General features: G+C 56.9%; 18 protein-coding genes. 13 read left to right on the top strand and 5 right to left on the bottom strand.

Annotated features, from left to right (window positions below; genetic code table 11):
- Window positions 1–65 precede the first annotated feature (65 nt).
- Entirely contained in the window at window positions 66–473 is a 408-nt protein-coding gene (locus GFC01_RS02830) for a YckD family protein (RefSeq protein WP_152945130.1), read from the bottom strand.
- A gap of 587 nt (window positions 474–1,060) precedes the next feature.
- On the opposite strand from GFC01_RS02830, the gene GFC01_RS02825 reads away from it, so the two are divergent.
- The 4 genes from GFC01_RS02825 (at window position 1,061) to pyrF (ending at window position 5,047) form a co-directional block, all read left to right on the top strand.
- Window positions 1,061–2,650: an ASKHA domain-containing protein gene (locus GFC01_RS02825; protein WP_152945129.1), complete on the top strand. Its 1,590-nt coding sequence runs from the start codon at window positions 1,061–1,063 to the stop codon at window positions 2,648–2,650.
- A 37-nt stretch (window positions 2,651–2,687) separates the two neighbouring features.
- Complete coding sequence (locus tag GFC01_RS02820) at window positions 2,688–2,864, top strand: histidine kinase (protein ID WP_152945128.1); 177 nt, start codon at window positions 2,688–2,690, stop codon at window positions 2,862–2,864.
- A 246-nt stretch (window positions 2,865–3,110) separates the two neighbouring features.
- The gene (locus GFC01_RS02815) at window positions 3,111–4,043 is read left to right on the top strand and encodes a radical SAM protein (protein WP_152945127.1); all 933 of its coding nucleotides are present in this window, start codon (window positions 3,111–3,113) and stop codon (window positions 4,041–4,043) included.
- Window positions 4,044–4,303: 260 nt separating this feature from the next.
- Entirely contained in the window at window positions 4,304–5,047 is a 744-nt protein-coding gene (gene pyrF / locus GFC01_RS02810) for an orotidine-5'-phosphate decarboxylase (protein WP_194174772.1), read from the top strand.
- A 194-nt stretch (window positions 5,048–5,241) separates the two neighbouring features.
- On the opposite strand, the gene GFC01_RS02805 is transcribed toward pyrF, so the two are convergent.
- On the bottom strand, window positions 5,242–5,421 hold the full coding sequence (locus GFC01_RS02805; protein ID WP_152945125.1) for a small, acid-soluble spore protein, alpha/beta type: 180 nt from the start codon (window positions 5,419–5,421) through the stop codon (window positions 5,242–5,244).
- A 191-nt stretch (window positions 5,422–5,612) separates the two neighbouring features.
- Here GFC01_RS02805 and pyrE point away from each other — a divergent pair, with 191 nt between their 5' ends.
- A complete protein-coding gene (gene pyrE, locus GFC01_RS02800) occupies window positions 5,613–6,221 on the top strand; it encodes an orotate phosphoribosyltransferase (protein WP_152945124.1) in 609 nt (202 codons plus the stop codon).
- Here pyrE and GFC01_RS02795 read toward each other — a convergent pair.
- Entirely contained in the window at window positions 6,169–7,254 is a 1,086-nt protein-coding gene (locus GFC01_RS02795) for a response regulator transcription factor (RefSeq protein ID WP_152945123.1), read from the bottom strand. The two genes, pyrE and GFC01_RS02795, sit on opposite strands and share 53 nt — an antisense overlap.
- On the bottom strand, window positions 7,226–8,557 hold the full coding sequence (locus GFC01_RS02790; protein WP_152945122.1) for a sensor histidine kinase: 1,332 nt from the start codon (window positions 8,555–8,557) through the stop codon (window positions 7,226–7,228). Before GFC01_RS02790 ends, GFC01_RS02795 begins: the two co-directional genes overlap by 29 nt.
- A 366-nt stretch (window positions 8,558–8,923) precedes the next feature.
- On the opposite strand from GFC01_RS02790, the gene GFC01_RS02785 reads away from it, so the two are divergent.
- From GFC01_RS02785 to bioB, 7 genes are all read left to right on the top strand, one after another.
- Complete coding sequence (locus GFC01_RS02785) at window positions 8,924–10,333, top strand: amino acid permease (protein ID WP_152945121.1); 1,410 nt, start codon at window positions 8,924–8,926, stop codon at window positions 10,331–10,333.
- Between the two features lie 152 nt (window positions 10,334–10,485).
- A complete protein-coding gene (ald, locus tag GFC01_RS02780) occupies window positions 10,486–11,634 on the top strand; it encodes an alanine dehydrogenase (protein ID WP_152945120.1) in 1,149 nt (382 codons plus the stop codon).
- A gap of 567 nt (window positions 11,635–12,201) precedes the next feature.
- Entirely contained in the window at window positions 12,202–13,338 is a 1,137-nt protein-coding gene (gene alr, locus GFC01_RS02775) for an alanine racemase (protein WP_152945119.1), read from the top strand.
- Window positions 13,339–13,579: 241 nt separating this feature from the next.
- Window positions 13,580–14,149 (top strand): biotin transporter BioY, encoded by a 570-nt coding sequence (locus GFC01_RS02770; protein ID WP_152945118.1) that lies wholly within the window; start codon window positions 13,580–13,582, stop codon window positions 14,147–14,149.
- Entirely contained in the window at window positions 14,149–14,862 is a 714-nt protein-coding gene (gene bioD, locus GFC01_RS02765; RefSeq protein ID WP_194174771.1) for a dethiobiotin synthase, read from the top strand. The genes GFC01_RS02770 and bioD overlap by 1 nt, the downstream gene beginning before the upstream one ends.
- A gap of 27 nt (window positions 14,863–14,889) precedes the next feature.
- Window positions 14,890–16,266: an adenosylmethionine--8-amino-7-oxononanoate transaminase gene (gene bioA / locus GFC01_RS02760; RefSeq protein WP_423244358.1), complete on the top strand. Its 1,377-nt coding sequence runs from the start codon at window positions 14,890–14,892 to the stop codon at window positions 16,264–16,266.
- A gap of 36 nt (window positions 16,267–16,302) precedes the next feature.
- Window positions 16,303–17,271 (top strand): biotin synthase BioB, encoded by a 969-nt coding sequence (gene bioB, locus GFC01_RS02755; RefSeq protein ID WP_341473716.1) that lies wholly within the window; start codon window positions 16,303–16,305, stop codon window positions 17,269–17,271.
- A 118-nt stretch (window positions 17,272–17,389) separates the two neighbouring features.
- Here bioB and GFC01_RS02750 read toward each other — a convergent pair whose 3' ends face one another.
- Window positions 17,390–19,174 carry an Rqc2 family fibronectin-binding protein gene (locus GFC01_RS02750; protein ID WP_152945115.1) on the bottom strand — a complete coding sequence of 595 codons (1,785 nt, stop codon included), beginning with the start codon at window positions 19,172–19,174 and terminating at the stop codon, window positions 17,390–17,392.
- A 317-nt stretch (window positions 19,175–19,491) separates the two neighbouring features.
- On the opposite strand from GFC01_RS02750, the gene GFC01_RS02745 reads away from it, so the two are divergent.
- A partial coding sequence (locus tag GFC01_RS02745; RefSeq protein WP_152945114.1) for an HAD-IC family P-type ATPase occupies window positions 19,492–20,106 on the top strand: 615 nt, incomplete at its 3' end.

Here is a 20,106-nt window from a genome sequence, read left to right as displayed (position 1 = left end):
CCTGATATCTGATGATTGACGACCATGGGAGGGGCTTTCAAGCCCCTCCCATCGAAACCAATTTATTAGCTGCCAGTGGTTGGTGCGGGATTGGGGTTGCTGTTCCAGTAACCACCCATCATTCCCCAGCCAGGACCGCCGCCCCTGCCGTTACCCCATCCGCCCATGCGTCCGTAGCCAAATCCGGGACAGTTACCCGGGCCGTACCCGGCAAAGCGGTCGGGGTTTTGGGCGAAAAATTCCTGCCTGGCGTCCAGGTTGGCTTTGATTTGCGCCCCCTGTTCCGGGGTGAGCCGCCCGTATTCCACGTATTTATCGACCATTTGCTTGCGCAGGTTGATCATTTGCTGGTGCAGGGCGGTTAATTCTTTGGCCTGGTCCGGCGTAAGGGCGGAAACGGTGGCCGCCACGGCCGGCAGCGCCATGGACAGTACCAGGACTGCAGCCAGAATGATGATTAACTTCTTTTTCAATGGTGGCACCTCCTTTCTGGTATATTTTTCTGCACGTCATTAGTATACCCTCCAAATGTCACGAAATCATGGGCAAATTGTTACGGATTTGTTACAAATGCCATGTGCTTTTGTTCTCTTTCAACCGGTATGATTTTTTTATATTTCTCCTGCCTCGTTTCGCTGGCATCCTCCCGGAACCGGGCCGGCAGCCGGGCTTTACCGCGTGCTGTTACCGGCGCTCCGCAAAATTGTTTCCTTTTGGATAACGCCCTGCCTTACAGTTTACAGAACGGTTCCGCTGAACGTCTCCCCTTTGGTCTGCCGTTTCCTCTCCCGACTCCAAGGGTTTCTTCTTTTGTAAATAACAAAGGTTAATTACTTACGGGTGTTGAGTGTGATATAATTTTGAGGGAACTACACCGGGGGAATTGGTGTTTTCCTTTTCAGGGGTTATTTTTATTTGGGGGTTCATAGTTGTCATAATATCAAGAAAATAAGCCGGGCCCTTTTTCAGCCGCAGGTTACGGTAATAATTATCGTGCCGCTGGTAAAAAGGTATCAGGCACCGGCTACGAATTTCAAAGGCTTTGGGGGAGGAGTGTGACATGGCGGTGAAAGGAATAATTCTGGCTGACCGGGTGCGGGGGGACAAGGGCCTTGTCCTGGATCCCCTGACCAGGAAAATCTACCTGGAACTGACCGTACCCGGTCCGGAAGACAACCGGGGCGATGTGGACCGGCTGGTGGACGCCCTGCAGCCGGAGCTGGAGGGGACGGTAACCGTGCCCCTGGAGTTGATGTTCGGGTTGTCCGCCGTTCTGAGGGAGGGGGACTGGCGGGTGACAGCCACAGTGGGCGGCATGGTTCCCGGGGTATGGAATCTGGTGACTGTGGAGCCCGGGGATACCACCTCCCGCCATTTCGGTTTGGCCGTGGATATTGGCACCACCACCGTGGTGGTTTACCTGGTGGACATGCATGACGGCCGGGTTCTGGGCACGGCGGCCGATTACAACGGCCAGGTGGTTTTCGGGGAGGATGTCCTCACCCGCATTTACCTGTCCGCTACCCCGGAAGGATTGCGGCAATTACAGGAAGCGGTGGTGCAAACATTAAACGGTTTGATCGAGCGGTTGGCGGCGGAGCATAATATTTTACCGGCGGAAATCAGCGCCGTAGCCGTTGGCGCCAACAGCACCATGGTGCACCTGTTTCTGGGCCTGGATCCCTCGCGGATCTGCATGGCTCCCTATATTCCGGTGGTAAATAATCCCGGTCTGGTTCCGGCCGGAAAGCTGGGGCTGGCGGTTAATCCCCTGGCGCCGGTTTACTGTCTGCCTTCGGTGGGCAGTTATCTGGGCGGTGACATCATCGGTGGAGTGCTGGCTTCCGGGATGCACCGGTCGCCGGAATTGTCCCTCTTTGTGGATATAGGAACCAACGGGGAAATCGTCATGGGCAACCGGGACTGGCTGGTGGGTTGCGCCGGTGCGGCCGGGCCGGCCCTGGAAGGAGGTGTGGTTGCCAACGGCATGCGCGCCGAGCCCGGCGCGGTAGACAGTGTATCCATTGATGCCCGGACCGGGCAGGTGCATTATACCACCATTGGCGGCGCCCCTCCTGCAGGTATCTGCGGCTCGGGTCTGGTGGATTGCCTGGCGGAAATGCTGCTGGCGGGCATCATAGACCGGGCCGGGCGGTTTAAAAACGGGCAGAGGGAATTCGTGGTGGTGCCGGCCCGGGATTCGGCCACCGGCAAGGATATAGTGGTAACCCAGGTGGATATCCATAATTTTATGCGTACCAAGGGGGCGGTGAATGCCGCCCTGGAACTGTTGGTGGAAAGTGTGGGCTGCCAATTGGGCGATATCCGCCGTTTCTACGCCGCCGGCGCCTTTGGTCATTACCTGCACCTGGAATCGGCCATTACCATCGGCCTGTACCCCGACCTGCCCCGGGAAAAAATGATTCGCCTGGGCAACGCCTCCGGGGAAGGCGCCCGGCTGGTCCTGTTGTCCGGCCAGAAGCGCCGGGAAGCGGAGTCCATTGCCCGCAACATCACTTATTTCGAGCTGAATGCCAGCCAGGTCTTTATGAACAAGTTCGTGGGCAGCAAATTTTTACCCCACACCAACCTGGATTATTTCCCTACTGTAAAGGAAAAGTTAATGAAACGGGGATTATTCGCCTCTTGAGGGGAACCATGCCATTGTTAGACAGGGGGGAAACTTGATGAACAGCGCGGAATTAAAAGCGGAAATCCGCCGGATAGAAGCGGAAATAGCGGCACTGAAAAAGCGCTGGCCGGCCCACTCGGTAAAGCCCTCCATGGTGGAACAGCTGGAAGAACTGGAGGAGGAGCTGGCCCGGCTGCGCAAAATGGAAGGGGAACTGGCTTATCCTTCCTGAAAACAGGTTCGAGGCAAATATAATACCGGTGCGGATTGCACCGGGTTTTTGTATGGGCGGAGCATATTTGTAGGGGTAAATGTTAACAAAACCGGTGCTCGGATAATAAAGGTGTTCGTTTATCCGGGGGGAACGATATTGCGGGGTGCCGGTAAGAGCAGCCGGCGACCGGGGTTACCGTTGAGATAAAGGGATTTCCTGTGATAAACTTATACTGTCAAATGGCAACGGAAAGGAGATCGACCAATGTCCTTTGTACGGCCGGAAATCATTCGGCCCCCCAGCGAGTGGCGCAGTTATTACCTGCCCCTGACCAGTGGCTGCTCCAATAATACCTGTACCTTTTGCAATTATTATGGTTCCAAACTGCGCCTGCGGGAGCTGGAAGATGTCTTAAAGGAAATCGATGCCCTGGCCCTGTTCAAAACAAAGGGGATCTGCCTGCCCTCCATATCTTATGTGGTTTACGCCGTTGCCCGGGGTTGGGATGGCCGGCGGGTCTTTTTGCAGGACGGCGACGCCCTGGTGTACCCCTTCCCCCGCTTAAAAGAGGTGCTGGAGCATCTGAATGAAAAATTTCCCAGCCTGGAACGGGTTGGTGCCTATGCCACGGCCAGGGATATTCTGCAAAAGAGTCCGGCTGAACTGAAGATACTTAAAGAGCTTAAGCTGGGTATTTTATACATGGGTGTGGAAAGCGGTGACGAAGAGATACTGCGCCGGGTGGGCAAAGGGGTAAACTACCGGCAGATGGTGGAGGCGGGGAGAAGGGTAAAGGAAGCCGGGATCGCCCTTTCAGTTACTGTAATCTTAGGTCTGGGAGGCGTAGAAGATAGTGAACGGCATGCCCTGGCCACGGCTGAAATCTTAACCGAAATTGATCCCGACTATGCAGGGGCGTTGACCTTAACCCTGGTTCCGGGCACACCCCTGGCTGTACAGGTAAGGGAGGGCCTCTTTCATCCCATCACTCCCTTTCAGTCTCTGGAAGAGCTGCGGATAATTTTGGAAAACTCCTCTTTCACCCACTGCTTCTTCAGCTCCATGCATGCTTCCAACTATTTTTCCATAAAGGGGTGGCTGCCGGGGGAAAAAGAAAGGATGATGGGAGAACTGGCATATGTACTGGCCAGAAAAGATCCCCGCCTGCTGCGGCCGGAATACGCCAGGGGGTTGTAGGATTTCCGTAAGAAAGCCCCGCTAACCCGGTGTATCCCGCCGGGTTAGCGGGGAGCGGTACCCAGGAATGGCCGCCTTCGGCGGTTTCCTGCAGCGTTCAAGTTTGGGTGAGCCATGTTATTCATTTCTGTAAGTGTTCAGTGATCCCGCTATGGTGACGATGGCGGCGGTCTTACTGAACAATTACCCATTTCTTAAGCCTGGATCGTGACCTATATTAATTCCCGTTAAGCGGCCGGAATAAAACCTGCTTCAGGAGGATGCTGATGAAGGTTTGCGAGGCAAAAGAAAAATTAATCATCGCTCTGGATGTGGATCGGGCCTCCCGGGCCTTTTCCCTGGTCGAACGGCTAAATCCCTTTGCCGGCATGTTCAAGATCGGTATGGAGTTGTTTTACAGCCAGGGGCCGCCGGTGGTGGAGGGGTTGATCAGGCGGCGGGGGCGGGTGTTCCTGGATCTAAAGCTGCACGATATTCCCCATACGGTGGCCCGAACCTCCCGGGTGCTCACCCGCCTGGGGGTGGCCATGTTTAATGTCCATGCGGCCGGGGGCAGGGATATGATGCGGGCGGCGGTGGAGTCGGCCGGGGAGGCGGCGGCCGCCATGGGTGTGAACCGGCCCCTGGTCATTGCCGTGACCGTGCTGACCAGTATCAACCAGCAGGCCTTTACCCGGGAACTGGGTCTGGATGGTTCAATCCTGGACCGGGTGGTGGCCTGGGCACTGCTGGCCAGGGAATGCGGCCTGGACGGGGTGGTGGCCTCGGCCCGGGAAGCGGCGGCCATCCGGCAGGCCTGCGGGCCGGACTTTGTCATTGTTGCCCCCGGCATCCGCCCGGCGGGGGCGGACGCCGGCGATCAGAAGCGGGTGATGACTCCCTCGCAGGCTCTGGCCGCCGGCGCCAGCCACCTGGTGGTGGGCCGTCCCGTCATCGCCGCCCCGGACCCGGTGGAGGTGGCCAGGAACCTGTTAAGGGAAATTGAGGAAGGAAATAACGGGTAGATCCTCCGCACCGGTTTTAAAGTTAACGGAACAGATAGGTCAGTATTCTACATTAATATTCTAGGAAAGTAAAGCCGAAAGATAAGGGGAAGGGTAGCGAACATGTTCTTTGGGTAATTGCCAAAAGCTTCACTTCGGCGTTTTCTATACCGCTATTGTAAAAAATGCGCCCGTTTTCACAGGCGCACCCGCCGCTATTGTCCCCGGGTCATCGCCCGCTCGGCCCGTTGGATGGCCAGCCGGACCAGGTTGCCGCAGTTTCGCGAAGAAACGCTACCCCAGCCCTCTCTGCGCACCACATCGGCTACGCCCAGTTCTTCGGCCAATTCGTACTTCAGCCTGTCGGACATCAATCCTCCACGCTTTCTCGCCATTAGCCTGCCTCCTTTTTTAATTGCGGGCGGGACAAGGCGGCATTTTTATTATTTGACTTGTGTCCTTGGAAAATGCAAGAGATGATCTGGTATAATACTCATTAAGGCGGGTAACGGCAACTGAGAATAAGCCGCCTGAAGGCCGCGGCCGTTACCATTATGGAGAAAAAATTTTTGCCGAGGTGAATCAATTGCTCAGCCGCGATGAAATTCTAAGGATTTTTTCCCAGACCGGAGCCATGCTTACCGGCCATTTTCTGCTCACATCCGGCCGGCACAGCGACCGTTACTTCCAGTGTGCCCGGGTACTGCAGTACCCCCGTCATGCCGAACTCTTATGTCACGAAATGGCCCGGCAATGGCAGGATGAGGTAAAGACCGTGGATACGGTCATCGGCCCGGCCCTGGGGGGCATCCTGGTGTCCTACGAGGTGGCCCGGGCACTGGGGGCCAGAAATATTTTTGCCGAAAGGGAAAACGGGGTGATGACCCTGCGCCGGGGTTTTAACCTTTCCCCGCAGGAAAAAGTGCTGGTGGTGGAGGATGTGGTGACCACCGGCGGATCGGTACGGGAAGTGATTGACCTGGTGCGGCGGGCCGGAGCGCAGGTGGTGGGAGCGTCCGCCCTGGTGGATCGCAGCAACGGGACGGTGGATCTGGGTGTACCCTTCCGGGCCTTACTCACCGTTCCGGCCGTCAGCTATTCGCCCGAGGAATGCCCCCTGTGCCGTCAGGGTATACCCGCTGTCAAGCCTGGAAGCCGTGACCTTTCTGACGCCGGCGGAACTCCGAGGGGGTAAGCCCCTGGTGTTTTTTAAATACGGCGGTGAAATAACTGTTGTTTTGAAAACCCACCGCTTCGGCCACCTGATCGATGGTCATTTCGCCGCTTAAAAGCAATGTTTTGGCTTCCTGCAGCCTTACCTCGGTCAAATAATCAATAAAACTCTTGCCCGTGCGGTTTTTAAACAGGCGGCTTAAGTAGGCCGGACTCAGGTGCACCTGTTCGGCCACCCGGGTGAGGGTAATCTCTCCGGCATAATTTTTCTGAATCAATTCTTTCACCCGGCGGATAACGGCCTGATCCATGCCGGGGTGCTGTTCCTGCAGCCACCGGATGTGGGTGGTGATTACCCTTTCCACCCACACGCGTAAATCGGCAACGGACTGCAGGTTGTTGATCAGGCGGGCCAGCTCGTTTTGCCGGGCGGAAAGGGTTACCTTGCTTTCCCCGTTGGCCAGCAGACCCTGACCGGCCAGGACTAAAAATTCAAAGGCGAAAGCGGCTATTTGCCGGGCGGATGGCCAGCCCGCCTCCTGCAGGAAGGAGTCCACCAGTTGGTTGCCGGAGCGGATGGCTTCTTCTTGATTCTGGTATTTTATGGCGTCCACCAGCGCTGTGGCCTGGGGATAAATGGAAGGGGCGGTGTCCAGAATTTTTTCCAGGGCCGGTCTCTCCCCGGACATCTGGGCGGTTACCCTGTTCAGGCAGGCGGTCAATTCCTCCTGCTGCACCGGCTTTAGCAAATAGTCGGCCACCTTGTATTTAATGGCCTGCTGTGAATAGGAAAACTCCCCGTAGGCGGTGATGATGATCACCTCCACGGCGGGGTTTTTTTCTTTGATTAACCTGGTGGCGGACAGGCCGTCCATACCGGGCATTTTTATATCCATGAAAATGATATCCGGCTGAAGGGTTCCGGCCAGTTCCACCGCTTCCCTGCCGGTGGCGGCCTCGCCGGCTATGGTATAGGGGCCTCCGGTACTTTCCACCAGGTGACGTAAAAAGCGCCGCTCCAGTTCTTCATCCTCGGCAATCAGGATGCTGTACATCTTTTTCACCCCGCTGTTCACTGCCGATCCGGTCGGTGCTACCTGTAAAGGAATTATTGAGAAGCGGTATTCTGGCGTCGTTTGTGGCCGGCAATCGCAAGCAGACCCGCGTTTGGCCGGGCCGGCTGTCTATGGAAATCCCATACCGGGGACCAAAGTATAGTTTTATTCTTTCATGCACATTGCGCAAACCAACGCCCTGCAATCGTCCGGAGCCTCCTTCACCATGTTCGTTAAAGACCGCCAGTACTTCCCCGGGAATGCCCACGCCGTCGTCAATGACACAGATCTCCGCCCTTTGGTCTGTGATGCGGCCGGTAATCCTCAGGTGGCCCGGTCCTTCCTTGGGTTCCAGTCCGTGTTTGCAGGCGTTTTCCACCAGGGGCTGCAGGCTTAAAAAAGGCACCGGTAATTCCTGCAGCGTGTCATCCACATCCAGGGAAAAATGCAGGCGGCTGCCAAAGCGTATTTGCTGGATGGTCAAATAACTATGAACATATTTTAGCTCTTCCCGTAAAGGTACAAGCTCGTCGGGCTGGTAGACACAGCAGCGCAACAGGTGGGACAGGGCATAAAGGGTTTTTAAAGCCTTCTGGTTTTCATTTAAACCAACCAGGCTGGTAATGGTATTCAGGGTGTTGAAAAGAAAGTGGGGCTTGATCTGAGCCCGCAAATTTTTCAATTCGGCCAGGCGCAAAGCTTTTTCCAGTTCGGCCCGCACCCTGGCCTCATCCATGGACCGCAGTTTTTCACTGGTTTCTTTCTCCTGCAGTTTGGCCCGGTAAATCAGTTCGGCAATATAATTGGTAACATACTGGATCAGCTGGGAAGCGGCCCGGCATTTTTCCGGGGGAACCACATCTATTTCCATGAATCCCCGGATCAGTTCCTCCCTGTTCAAGTCCAGGTCCGCCGTGGCCGCCAGCATTTTTTCCACCGCCTCTTTTCCCGGCGGGCTCAGGTGCATCTGGCCGCAGGTGATGGAACCCCAGAACTGCCCGTCCACCACCAGGGGAACGGCCATCAGGACCACGCCGGCATGGCAGGTGCTGAAGCAGACCTCCCCGGTGGCGGCGGTTTCAAAGCCCACTTCGGCGTTGGACCGGAAGCAGCGCTTCAGCCCCTCGGCCGTGGAGCGGACAGTGGCACAGAAGCCGTAAAAGAAATCATGTTCCACCACCGGATAGCCGTAAACATCGTTGATATCTATGGTAATGCCGGTGGCTCTGGAAAAACTGTCGATGATTTTTAAAAACCGGTCCCTTTCAATTAACTGGGCCAGGTTCTCGGAACTTAGCTTCATGCTCGTCCCTCCCGGTTTATTATAGCAGATTTTTTCCCTGCCGGATTTTGAAGATTTTTCCCGGCAGTTATCCGTGACAAAAATACAATAATACCAGACAAAATAGTGATAATCCTCTTTTTACTCAGGGGGCCATTCCCTGAAAATGTGCAAGATAGCACAAAAACAGGTATGATCGTTTTCTGTATTCGAAGAGAAAATTCCTTTAACATTAAACATGTAAGAAGTTATATTATCGGTTTTTTCAGACGGATGATCCGGGCAAATTAAGTTGCGGGAGGTGTTATAAAGGAGCTGTCCGTCAGATCTGAGGAGCTGTTGGACACCTGCATCCGTGACCAGCAACTTTTATAAGGAGGTTGTGCCATGTCTGAGAAAAATGCCGAAAACCTGCACCGGGGATTGCAGGAGAGGCATATTCAGCTGATTGCCCTGGGTGGCGCCATTGGTGTGGGCCTGTTCCTGGGTTCGGCCACGGCCATCAAGACGGCCGGTCCGGCCCTGGTGGTTTCATATATCATTGGTGGTGTGGCCATATTTTTCATGATGCGCGCCCTGGGCGAACTGGCGGTATCCTACCCCGTGGCCGGTTCCTTCAGCGCTTATGCCAACAAGTTCCTGGGGCCCCTGGCCGGCTATGTCACCGGCTGGACCTACTGGTTTACCTGGATAACCACCTGTATGGCCGAAATCACCGCTGTGGGTGTGTACATCCAGTTCTGGTTTCCCCAGGTGCCCCAGTGGGTGGGAGCCCTGGCCATCCTGGTGATAATGACTACGGTGAACTTGATTGCGGTAAGGGCCTTTGGGGAGTTTGAGTTCTGGTTTGCCCTGATCAAGGTGGTTACCATTGTGACCTTGATTATCCTGGGCCTGGGCATGATTGTCTTTGGTTTAGGCCATCATGGGGTCCCCATTGGTTTCAGCAACCTGTGGTCCCACGGCGGTTTCTTCCCCAGGGGTATCAATGGTGTGATGATGGCCATGGTGATGGTGATGTTTGCTTACGTGGGCGTGGAGCTCATCGGGGTTACCGCCGGTGAGGCCCAGCACCCGGAAAAAACCATCCCGGCAGCCATTGACAAGGTTCTCTGGCGGATATTGATTTTCTATGTGGGTTCCCTGCTGGTGATCATGTCCCTTTACTCCTGGGATGAGATTGGCACCAAAGGCAGTCCTTTCGTTTTAACCTTTGCCCAACTGGGCATTCCGGCGGCGGCTTCCATTATTAACTTTGTGGTATTGACGGCCGCCTCCTCTTCCTGCAACAGCGGTATTTACAGCAACGGGCGCATGCTTTACGATCTGGCCCTGCAAAAAAATGCTCCTGCGGTTCTGAGCCGGCTTTCCAGTCATGCCGTTCCCCATATAGGCATAATTGTTTCCAGCTGCGTAATGTTGATTGGCGTGGTTTTGAATTATCTGGTTCCGGCAAAGGTATTTATCTATGTGACCAGCATGGGAGCCCTGGGCGTCATGTTTGTGTGGGGAATAGTGCTGGTGGTGCAAATGAAATACCGCCGGACCCTGTCACCCGAAGAAGTGGCGAAATTACCCTACCCCTCTGTCCTGTTCCCCTATGCCAACTGGATAGCCCTGGCCATAATGGCTTTTGTGGTGGTGTTAATGGCCTTTGACGAAACCACCAGGATAGCTTTATATGTCGGTATGGTTTGGTTTGTATTGATTGTGGCTTCCTACTATCTTTTCGGCCTGCACCGTCGCCATAAGGAAACGGGGACAACGCAGCCCGTTCCAGCTAAAAAAGTCCTGTGAAAGGGAAGCTAAAGTAAATATCCTGATAGTTTACGGCAATAAATTGACAAGGATAAGGTATTTACCGCAGCGAATACCTGCTAAGAACCGGGCGTTAAACCCGGATCCGGCGCCTGACGACGGACAACTAAATTATAAGGAGGCAGAGCAGGATGATTATTGGCGTACCCAGAGAAATTAAGGACAATGAGAACCGGGTGGGCATTACCCCGGCGGGCGTGGAAGCCCTGGTGAAGGCCGGGCACCGGGTGGTTATTGAGAAGGAGGCCGGTTTGGGCAGCGGCATTACCGATGAGGAGTTTATAGCGGCCGGTGCCGAGATGCTGCCGGCCAAGGCTGAAGTATACGCCCGGGCAGACATGATTATGAAGGTAAAGGAACCCCTGCCGGAGGAATACGACCTGTTTAAAGAAGGCCAGCTGCTCTTTACCTATCTGCACCTGGCTCCCGAACCGGAGCTGACCAGGGCTTTGCTGGTCAAAAAGATTGCCGGTGTGGCTTATGAAACCATCCAGACCAACCGGGGGACGTTGCCCCTGCTGGTGCCCATGAGCGAAGTGGCCGGGCGCATGTCCATCCAGATCGGCGCCCAGTTCCTTGAAAAGCCTTATGGTGGCCGTGGTGTGCTCCTGGGCGGCGTGCCCGGCGTACCACCGGCCAAAGTGGTGATTGTGGGCGGTGGCACCGTGGGTACCAATGCGGCCAAGGTGGCCGTAGGTATGGGAGCGGAGGTAACCATCATTGACAAGAATGCCGAACGACTGGCCTACCTGGACGACATTTTCGGTGCCCGGGTGAAAACCCTCATGTCCAGCAGCTACGGTATAAAGGAAGCGGTGAAAGATGCAGACCTGGTCATCGGCGCCGTGCTGATTCCCGGTGCCCGGACACCCAAGCTGGTCACCGAAGATATGGTGAAAAACATGCAGCCCGGTGCGGTAATTGTGGACGTGGCCATTGACCAGGGCGGCTGTGTGGAAACGGCGGACCGGGTGACTACCCATTCCCATCCCACCTATGTAAAATACGGTGTGATTCATTATGCCGTGGCCAACATTCCCGGTGCGGTGGCTCGCACCTCCACCTTTGCCCTGACCAACGCCACCCTGCCCTATGCCCTGGCCCTGGCCGACAAGGGTCTGGCCCGGGCGGTGAAGGAAGATATCGCCCTGGCCAGGGGTGTAAACGTGTACGACGGCAAAGTAACCTATAAAGCGGTGGCCGAAGCCCTGAACCTGGAGTACACTCCATTGCATGAGGTAATGGATGTGCCGGTGGATTTGATGCGCGTTGCTTCCTGACGGGGTTGTGCAATGGTTGAGGTGCGGTTAAAATAAAACAAAATGGTAAGTGTTCACTGGAACCGGTGGTTGATATGAAGGCACGGCGTTGCCCAGAGCGAACGACATTGCGAAGCGCCGGTAACAGTACCCAGCGAGCTGAGGTTGCCGGCTCGGCTCCCGAGGACGCCAACGTAAACGTCTTTAGAAACGTGACAGAATCACATCGGAGAAAAACAGTAAGATAGCATAAGTAATAGTATCGATGGCAATCCGCAGGGAGCCAGAGCCGGCCCGAAGCGAGCTGTGGTACTGTCGGCGCGGAGCACCGGAGTGAGCGGGGACAACGCCGTGCCCACACCGGTTTCACTGAATAGTTACACAAAATGAAACGAGGGGTCCTGGATAAGGCCCCTCTTTGCACAGTAAACCCGTTTTAAGTAAAAACCGCCGGTTACCGGCCGGCGGGAATTCCCCTTGCTTAACCTTTTTCATCTTTGGCAACTATAGCACCCGGCCTTCCCATGCCGGGTGAGGGTTGAAATAAACAAACAAATAAATAAACAAACATGGAAAGAGGTCTTCCCCATGTCTGCAGCAAGCAATGTAAGCGGCCGCCCCGTGTGGGCCCGGGTGAATTTAACGGCCGTGGCCCATAATGTGCGTGTTATCCGCGGGTTGTTAAAACCGCAGACAAAGTTTTGTGCCGTAGTCAAGGCCGACGCCTACGGCCACGGAGCCCTGCCGGTGGCCCGGGTGGCCCTGGAGAACGGGGCCGGCTACCTGGCGGTGGCCATTTTGGACGAAGCCCTGGCCTTGAGGCGGGCAGGCATAACCGCCCCCATTCTCATCCTGGGCTACACGCCGCCGGAGCAGGCACCACTGCTGGTGGAACACGGCATCACCCAGACCGTCTTTTCCCTGGACGATGCCCGGGCCATCTCGGCCGCTGCCGTGGCCGCCGGGAAAAAAGCCCGGGTGCATTTGAAGATTGACACGGGCATGGGCCGCATCGGGGTACCCCCCGCCGAAGCGCCGGATTTTGCCGCCGCCGTGGCGGTACTGCCGGGGTTGCACGTGGAAGGAGCCTTTACCCACATGGCCAGTGCCGATGAAAGGGATAAAAGCTACACCCGGTGGCAGTTTGCCCGTTTTATGGAAGCCATGGCCGGTATCGAGGCCAGGGGGGTGACCATCCCCATAAAACATGTGGCCAACAGCGCCACCACCCTGGAACTGCCGGAAATGCACCTGGATATGGTGCGGCCCGGGATTATTTTATACGGCCTCTGGCCCTCCCCGGAAGTGCGGCGGGTGGTTGATTTAAAACCGGCCATGGAACTGAAAGCCCGGGTGGCCCAGGTCAAGGAGGTGCCGGCGGGCACTTCCATCAGCTATGGCCGTAAATTTACCACCGCAGCCCCGTCGGTCATTGCCACCCTGCCCATTGGCTACGCCGACGGCTGGTCCCGGCTGCTGTCCAACAAAGCATCGGTGCTGATTCACGGGCGGCGGGCGCCGGTGGTGGGCCGGGTGTGCATGGACCAGTGTATGGTGGACGTCACCGGTATTCCCGGGGTGCGGGCGGGGGATGAGGCTGTTCTTTTTGGAACGCAGAAAGGCCGGTTCCTGCCCGTGGAAGAAGTGGCCGCCCACATGGGCACCATCAATTATGAAGTGGTCTGTTTAATCAGCAAGCGGGTGCCGCGGGTTTATTTTGAATAATTGGTGGGAATGGCCGGGTATCCGGTTTATTGGTAAGGATACCCGGCTAGAGAAAATTAAGTATGAGAAGACACTCCAAAGTATCCGGTGGAAAGGGTACCCGGCCCGTATTAAGATTGAAGTAGCACCCGGATAACAGTTTACCGTAATAGATTTTATGGTTGACATTACCACGGGGTTTTTATATAGTATTGGTTAACCAGTGCAGTTGGTATGGTTAACAATAAGGGGGGGATTGGTTTTGCAGCTCAGCGTGAGGGATATGGTGCTGGTATCCATGTTTGCGGCACTGACGGCGGTGGGGGCGTTCATTAAAATCCCCATTCCCTATGTGCCCTTCACCCTGCAGTTTCTCTTTGTCCTCTTTGCCGGGCTTTTGCTGGGCAGGCGGCTGGCCTTTATGAGCCAGGTGGTCTACCTGGTCCTGGGCCTGGCCGGGCTGCCCATTTTTACCCAGGGTGGCGGGCCGGCCTATGTACTGCAGCCCACCTTTGGCTATCTGGTGGGATTTGCCCTGGGGGCTTACGTAATTGGAGCGGTGGCGGAAAAATTGCGGGAAAGGGGCGTGCCGGGTTATTTTCTGGCCAGCCTGGCCGGGTTGGTGGTGGTTTATACCCTGGGGGTGTTACACCTGTACATAATTTTAAACTACGTGGTGCATAAAACCTTTACCCTGGCCCAGGCGGTATGGTTTGGGGCCATCATCTGCTCCCCGGGGGACCTCTTCCTTTCTGTGGTGGCTTCTCTTACCGGGAGCAAGGTCTACAAAACCCTGCAACTGCTCAATCCAGTGCACCGGGAGGTGGTCTGATGGGCAAAGGATATCTGGTTACCGGTACCGATACCGGTGTAGGCAAAACGGTGATCACCGCCGCCCTGGTGGGGGTCTGGCGGCGCCGGGGTATTGACGCCCTGGCGGTAAAGCCTGTGCAGAGCGGAGCCGTTATGCAGGATGGACAATTAATCCCCGAAGATGCGGCCTTTTACCGCCGGGCGGCCGGGTTGTCTTTACCCATGGATGAATTGAATCTGTACCGCTTTGAGCCGGCGGTATCCCCGCACCTGGCTGCACAGCTTTCCGGGGAAAGCATTGCACCCGGGCGGGTGGTGGATTTCTGCCGGCAGGCACTGCAGAAGCACCATTTAACCCTGGTGGAGGGGGCCGGTGGATTATGTGTACCCCTTTCCGGCCCGGAATTTACCGTGGCTCACCTGGCCGGGGAACTTTCCCTGCCCCTTTTGGTGGTGGCCCGCCCGGGCCTGGGCAGTATCAACCATACCGTGCTGACCGTGGCCTATGCCCGGAATGCCGGCCTGGCGGTGGCCGGGATCATTATCAACGGTCAGAAGCAGGAAGAGGCCGGTCCCACGGAAATGAACAATCCGCTCGTTATTGAGGCGATGACCGGTGTGAGGGTGCTGGGCATAGTGCCGTACCTGCCGGCGGTGAGTGTGGAAGAAGGCCGGACCGGCGGACTTTTAGATGCGGTGGAACAGGCTGTGGCCTGGCGGGAGCTGCTTTAAAACGTTATTATTCAATTTCCTGCGGAGGTGCCTGTTTTGCAAACCTTTGACCCTGTACTGCTGGAACAATGGGACAGGCAGTATGTCTGGCATCCCTTTACCCAGATGCAGCAATATGTTCAGGAAAAGCCCCTGATCATTGCCCGGGGGGAAGGCAGTTATTTAATTGATGTGGAAGGTAACCGCTATTTGGACGGCGTTTCCTCCCTGTGGGTGACCGTCCACGGCCACTGCCACCCGGCCCTGAACCGGGCCATCAAAGAACAGCTGGATTTAATAGCCCACTCCACCCTGCTGGGCCTGGCTAACGTGCCGTCCATCCTCCTGGCCAAAAAATTGGTAGAGATTACTCCCTCTGGACTGAACAAAGTTTTTTACTCCGACGCCGGCGCCACTGCCGTGGAGATTGCCCTGAAGATGGCCTTTCAATACTGGCAGCAGAAGGAAGGGGGGCGCCACCACAGCAAGACAAAGTTCATCTCCCTGGCGGAGGCCTATCATGGCGACACCATTGGTTCCGTAAGTGTGGGCGGCATGTCCCTCTTCCATGGCATCTTCAGGCCCCTGCTTTTTCAGTGCCTCCATGCCCCCGCACCGTACTGCTATCGCTGCCCCCTGGAACTGGAAAAAGATGGCTGCGGCATGGCCTGTGTGGACCGGCTGGAAGAACTGATGGGGAAACACCACGGGGAAGTGGCCGCCCTGATCATTGAGCCCCTGGTGCAGGGGGCGGCCGGGATGATCACCGCTCCTGCGGGGTACTTGAGACGGGTGCGGGAATTATGTACCAGGTACAATATCCTGCTTATTGCCGATGAAGTGGCCGTGGGATTCGGCCGCACGGGCCGCCTTTTTGCCTGTGAACATGAAGGAGTCTCTCCGGACCTGATGTGCCTGGCCAAGGGTATTACCGGCGGTTATCTCCCCCTGGCGGCCACCCTGACCACCGACGAGATTTACAGTGCCTTTCTGGGCAAACCGGAGGAATGCCGTACCTTTTACCACGGCCATACCTACACGGGCAACCCCGTGGCCTGTGCCGCCGCCCTGGCCAGCATGGAACTCTTTGAACAGGAGGGTTTGCCGGGTACCCTGCAGCCCAAAATCGAACTATTGCGCCGGGGACTGGAAAGTTTCTGGCAGCTGCCCCATGTGGGGGATATCCGCCAGCGGGGGATGATGGTGGGGATTGAACTGGTGGCCGACAGAGAGACGAAAAAATCTTACCCGGTGCAGGAGCAGGTGGGCCACCGGGTGATCCTGGAGGCCCGCCGCCGGGGCCTGATCATCCGCCCCCTGGGCGACGTGATTGTGCTCATGCCCATCCTGACCATGTCGGAAGGGGAATTGAATAATGTCCTGGAAATCACTTTCGAATCAATAGCTGCGGTTACAGGACATTAATTCCCATGTCCAATTTGTTAATGGGGGGGTTACATAGTGTGGCGGGAAATTAAAAATAAGGTTATGTCCGGGGAGGGGTTGTCCCGGGAAGAGGCTTTACAGCTGGCCGGCCTCCCGCCGGGATATCTGATGGAACTGCTGGACCTGTCCCGGCAGGTACGGGAGCGTTTCACGGGCAGGGAAGTGGAGTTGTGCTCCATCGTCAACGCCCGTTCCGGGCTGTGCAGTGAGAATTGCCGCTTTTGCGCCCAGTCCTCACACCATAAAACCGGGGTAAAGATATATCCATTGATCGGCCCGGAAAAGGCCCTGGAGAAAGCCCGGCGTATGGAGGCCGCCGGTGCCCGGCGTTTTGCCCTGGTCACCAGCGGCCGGGGCATCGGGGAGCATGATTTTGAGCAGGTGCTGGCCATTTACCGGGTGCTGCGGGCCGAAACGCGGTTGCAGCTATGTGCTTCCCTGGGGATCATTGATCAGGAAAAGGCCCGGCGGTTAAAAGAAGAGGGGGTAACCATGTATCACCATAACCTGGAAACCAGCCGCCGCTATTTTCCCCAAATCTGTACCACCCACACCTTTGAAGAACGGGTGGCCACCATCCGGGCCTCCCGGGCGGCCGGGCTTTCTGTCTGTGCCGGGGGCATCATCGGCCTGGGGGAAAGGATGGAGGACCGGCTGGAAATGGTCCTGGAACTGCGGGAACTGGGGGTGACCTCGGTGCCGGTGAACATCCTCAACCCCATACCCGGTACCCCCCTGGCCGGACAGAAGCCCCCGCCCGTGGAGGAGATCTTAAAAACCGTGGCCCTTTTCCGGCTGATCATGCCCCGGGCCACCTTCCGGCTGTGCGGCGGGCGGGAGCCGGCCCTGGGCTACCGGCAGGGGGAAGCTCTGGCCGTGGCCGTGAACGGCCTGATGATCGGCAACTATCTTACCACCCGGGGCAATGAAATAGAGAAGGACCTGGACATGCTTGGTTCCATGGGTTTAAAGGCGGCGGGCTGAAGACTAGTGCCGGTTGCCGAAGATTATCTGGAGTACTTTTTTTACCGGAATCGAAGTTTTCCGCCGGGATTATTCGGCCCCCGGATACTGCCCGGGCTTGCCCGCAAACTATGGGGGCTCATTTTTCTGGATGACCATGAGCGGACCGCAGCTTCTCCACCAGTTCCTCCCCGGGGCTGGCGTTAATGGTGCGCTGCCCGGTATAGATCACGTAACCCGGCCGGGCGCCCCGGGGCTTGCTGACATTCTTACGAAGGGTGTAATCCACCGGCACGTTTTGCGACTCCCGGGCCCGGCTGAAGTAGGCGGCCAGGGAGGCGGCTTCCTGCAGGGTGGTGTCCGGCACCTCCCGGCCGCCGGCGCGGATGATCACGTGGGAGCCGGGAATCTGCCTGGTATGCAGCCAGATGTCCTCATCCCGGGCCAGGCGGGTGGTCAGGTAGTCGTTTTGCCTGTTGTTCCGCCCCACCAGTATGGTAAAGCCGTCGCTGGAGGTGAAGGTCAGGGGCCGGGGTTTTTCCGGCTCCCTTTTTCCCGGTCTTTCTGCCGGGAGTGCCGGCAGGTAGCCCTGTTCTTCCAGTTCCTGCCTTATTTCCGCCACTTCGGTCATGGTGGCGGCCTGGTGCAGGGCCGTTTCCACGCCTGTTAAATATTCCAGCTCCTCTTTGCTCTGCTCAGCCCGGGTGCGGGCCTCAACAGCGGTATTTCTGGCCCGGGTATATTTTTTAAAATAGGCCTGGGCATTTTCTACCGGACTCAAACAGGGATCCAGGGGGATGGTTACCGGCCGGTTGGCCGGGTCATAAAAGTTTTCCAGGCTAACTTCCCGGGCTCCCTTTTCCAGGCGCCAGAGGTTGGCCGTGAGCAGTTCACCGTATAACTTCAACTCCTCCGCCCTCTGGGCCTCGGCCAGGCTTTCCTCCTGCAGGGCCAGTTTTCTACCCACCCGGGTCATTTCCCGCCGTACTGCACTTAAAAGGGACTGGCGCACCTGTTCCATCCTGGACTGTTCCTCCCTGGCGGCATAAAACAAATCCGCCACCTGGTTCATGGACCCGTGTTTGCGACCGGGGGACTGAAGGTGGGTCAGCTCAAAGGCGGCAAATTCCCTGGGCCGGCCGTGCCGGTCCAGGATGAGGGTGGGGTGAAATTCCCCCCGGGCGGCCGGGCGGGCTATTTGCTGCAGCGCCTGCCACAAAACCCGCAGTTCATATTCTCCGCAGTGATCCACCACCAGCCCGTCCTCCAGCCCCGCCCGGTAGACTATTTCTCTGGCCATAATTGGGCTTACGCCGTCCAGGCGGCGGTGCAGAACGGCCTGCACGGGTGCATCCAGAGACTCCTGCAGTAACGCCCGGCGAAATTCCTCCTCATCCAGGGTGAAAGGGTTCAGCTTGTGCTGTTCCGGCGGGGGAATATATTCCCGGCCTGGCAATACCTCCCGGTGCCGGCTTACGGCATGGGTGTATCGCTTGATGGCATCGATGATCTGCTTGCTGCCGGCGTCCACCAGGATAATGTTACTGTGCCGGCCCATGATTTCACAAATCAATTCTTTGATGCATAAACGGCCCAGTTCATCCCGTCCCTGAACCTTCAGGATCAGCACCCGGTCCAGTCCCGGCTGGCGGATCTCCCGGATGCGCCCCCCTTCCAGGTGCTTGCGCAGGACCATGCAGAAAAGCGGGGGAGAAGCGGGGTTTTCCCGGGTTTGCCCGGTCAGGTGGATGCGGGCGTGTTCGGGGTGGGCCGAGAGCAAAAGGCGCAGGCGTTCCCCGGGGCGGTGAATGATCAGGTTCATCTCCAGGGGGGAAGGCTGGTATATCCGGTCAATCCGGCCATCCATTATTTTTATCTTCAATTCGTGGCCTATGGCCGCCAGTACCAATCCGTCAAAGGGCATGGGAAAGGCTTCCTTTCGTCAGCTATCATGCGGAAATTACCGGAAGGCCTTACAGCGCCGGCCCGGTTAATCCGGCATGTCATATGACAGTTTAACATCTATAGGGATCCGGTATCAAGGGCATAACCGTTTATGCTTTTGCCGCTTTGGGTCCCGTTACCGGGCGGAACCGCTAAAAAACCTTGTTTACCATAAAGACCGGCTGCGTCCGGTGACTGGAAAAGTTGAAAAAACCGCCGGCCTGTTCCCCGGTTATTTTTGCCACCAGCTGCGCATAAGCTTAAATGGGACAAAGGGACAAACAGGGGTGATGTCCGATGCCGGAACAGTGGTATTCCCTATCCGGACAGGAAGTGGCGGCGGTACTGCAAACCAGCCTGGAGCGGGGCCTGGATGACGGTGCGGTCAGGGAGAGGATGGCGCGCTTCGGCCCCAACCAGCTGACCAGGGCTCCCCGGGTGCCGTTGTGGCAGCTGTTTTTGGAGCAGTTCAGGGATTTCATGGTGCTCATTTTACTGGCGGCTACGGTGATATCGGGTTTTCTGGGTGAATACGCCGACGCCGTGACCATCATGATTATTGTTACATTAAACGCCGTCCTGGGCTGTATCCAGGAGTATCGGGCCGAACGCTCCATGGAGGCCTTAAGGGAACTGGCCGCCCCCGAAGCCCGCGTGATCCGGGGCGGGTTGGAGCGCAAAATCCCCGCTGCTGAACTGGTGCCGGGGGATTTGGTTTTGCTGGAGGCCGGGGATCGGGTGCCTGCCGATGTGCGCCTGGTGCAGGCAGTAAACCTGGAAGTGGAGGAATCGGCTTTAACCGGCGAGTCCATTCCGGCGAAAAAACAGGTGCAGGCCATCGCTGGCAAAGTCATCCCGGGGGATGCCCGCAATATGGCCTACCTGGGCACCGTGGTCACCCGGGGGCGGGGG

The organism is Desulfofundulus thermobenzoicus (assembly GCF_009428905.1).
In the GTDB taxonomy this organism is placed as follows: Bacteria; Bacillota; Desulfotomaculia; order Desulfotomaculales; family Desulfovirgulaceae; genus Desulfofundulus_A; species Desulfofundulus_A thermobenzoicus.
The sequence above is the reverse complement of the archived record's forward strand: the minus strand, read 5'-3'. Positions and strand labels throughout refer to the sequence as shown.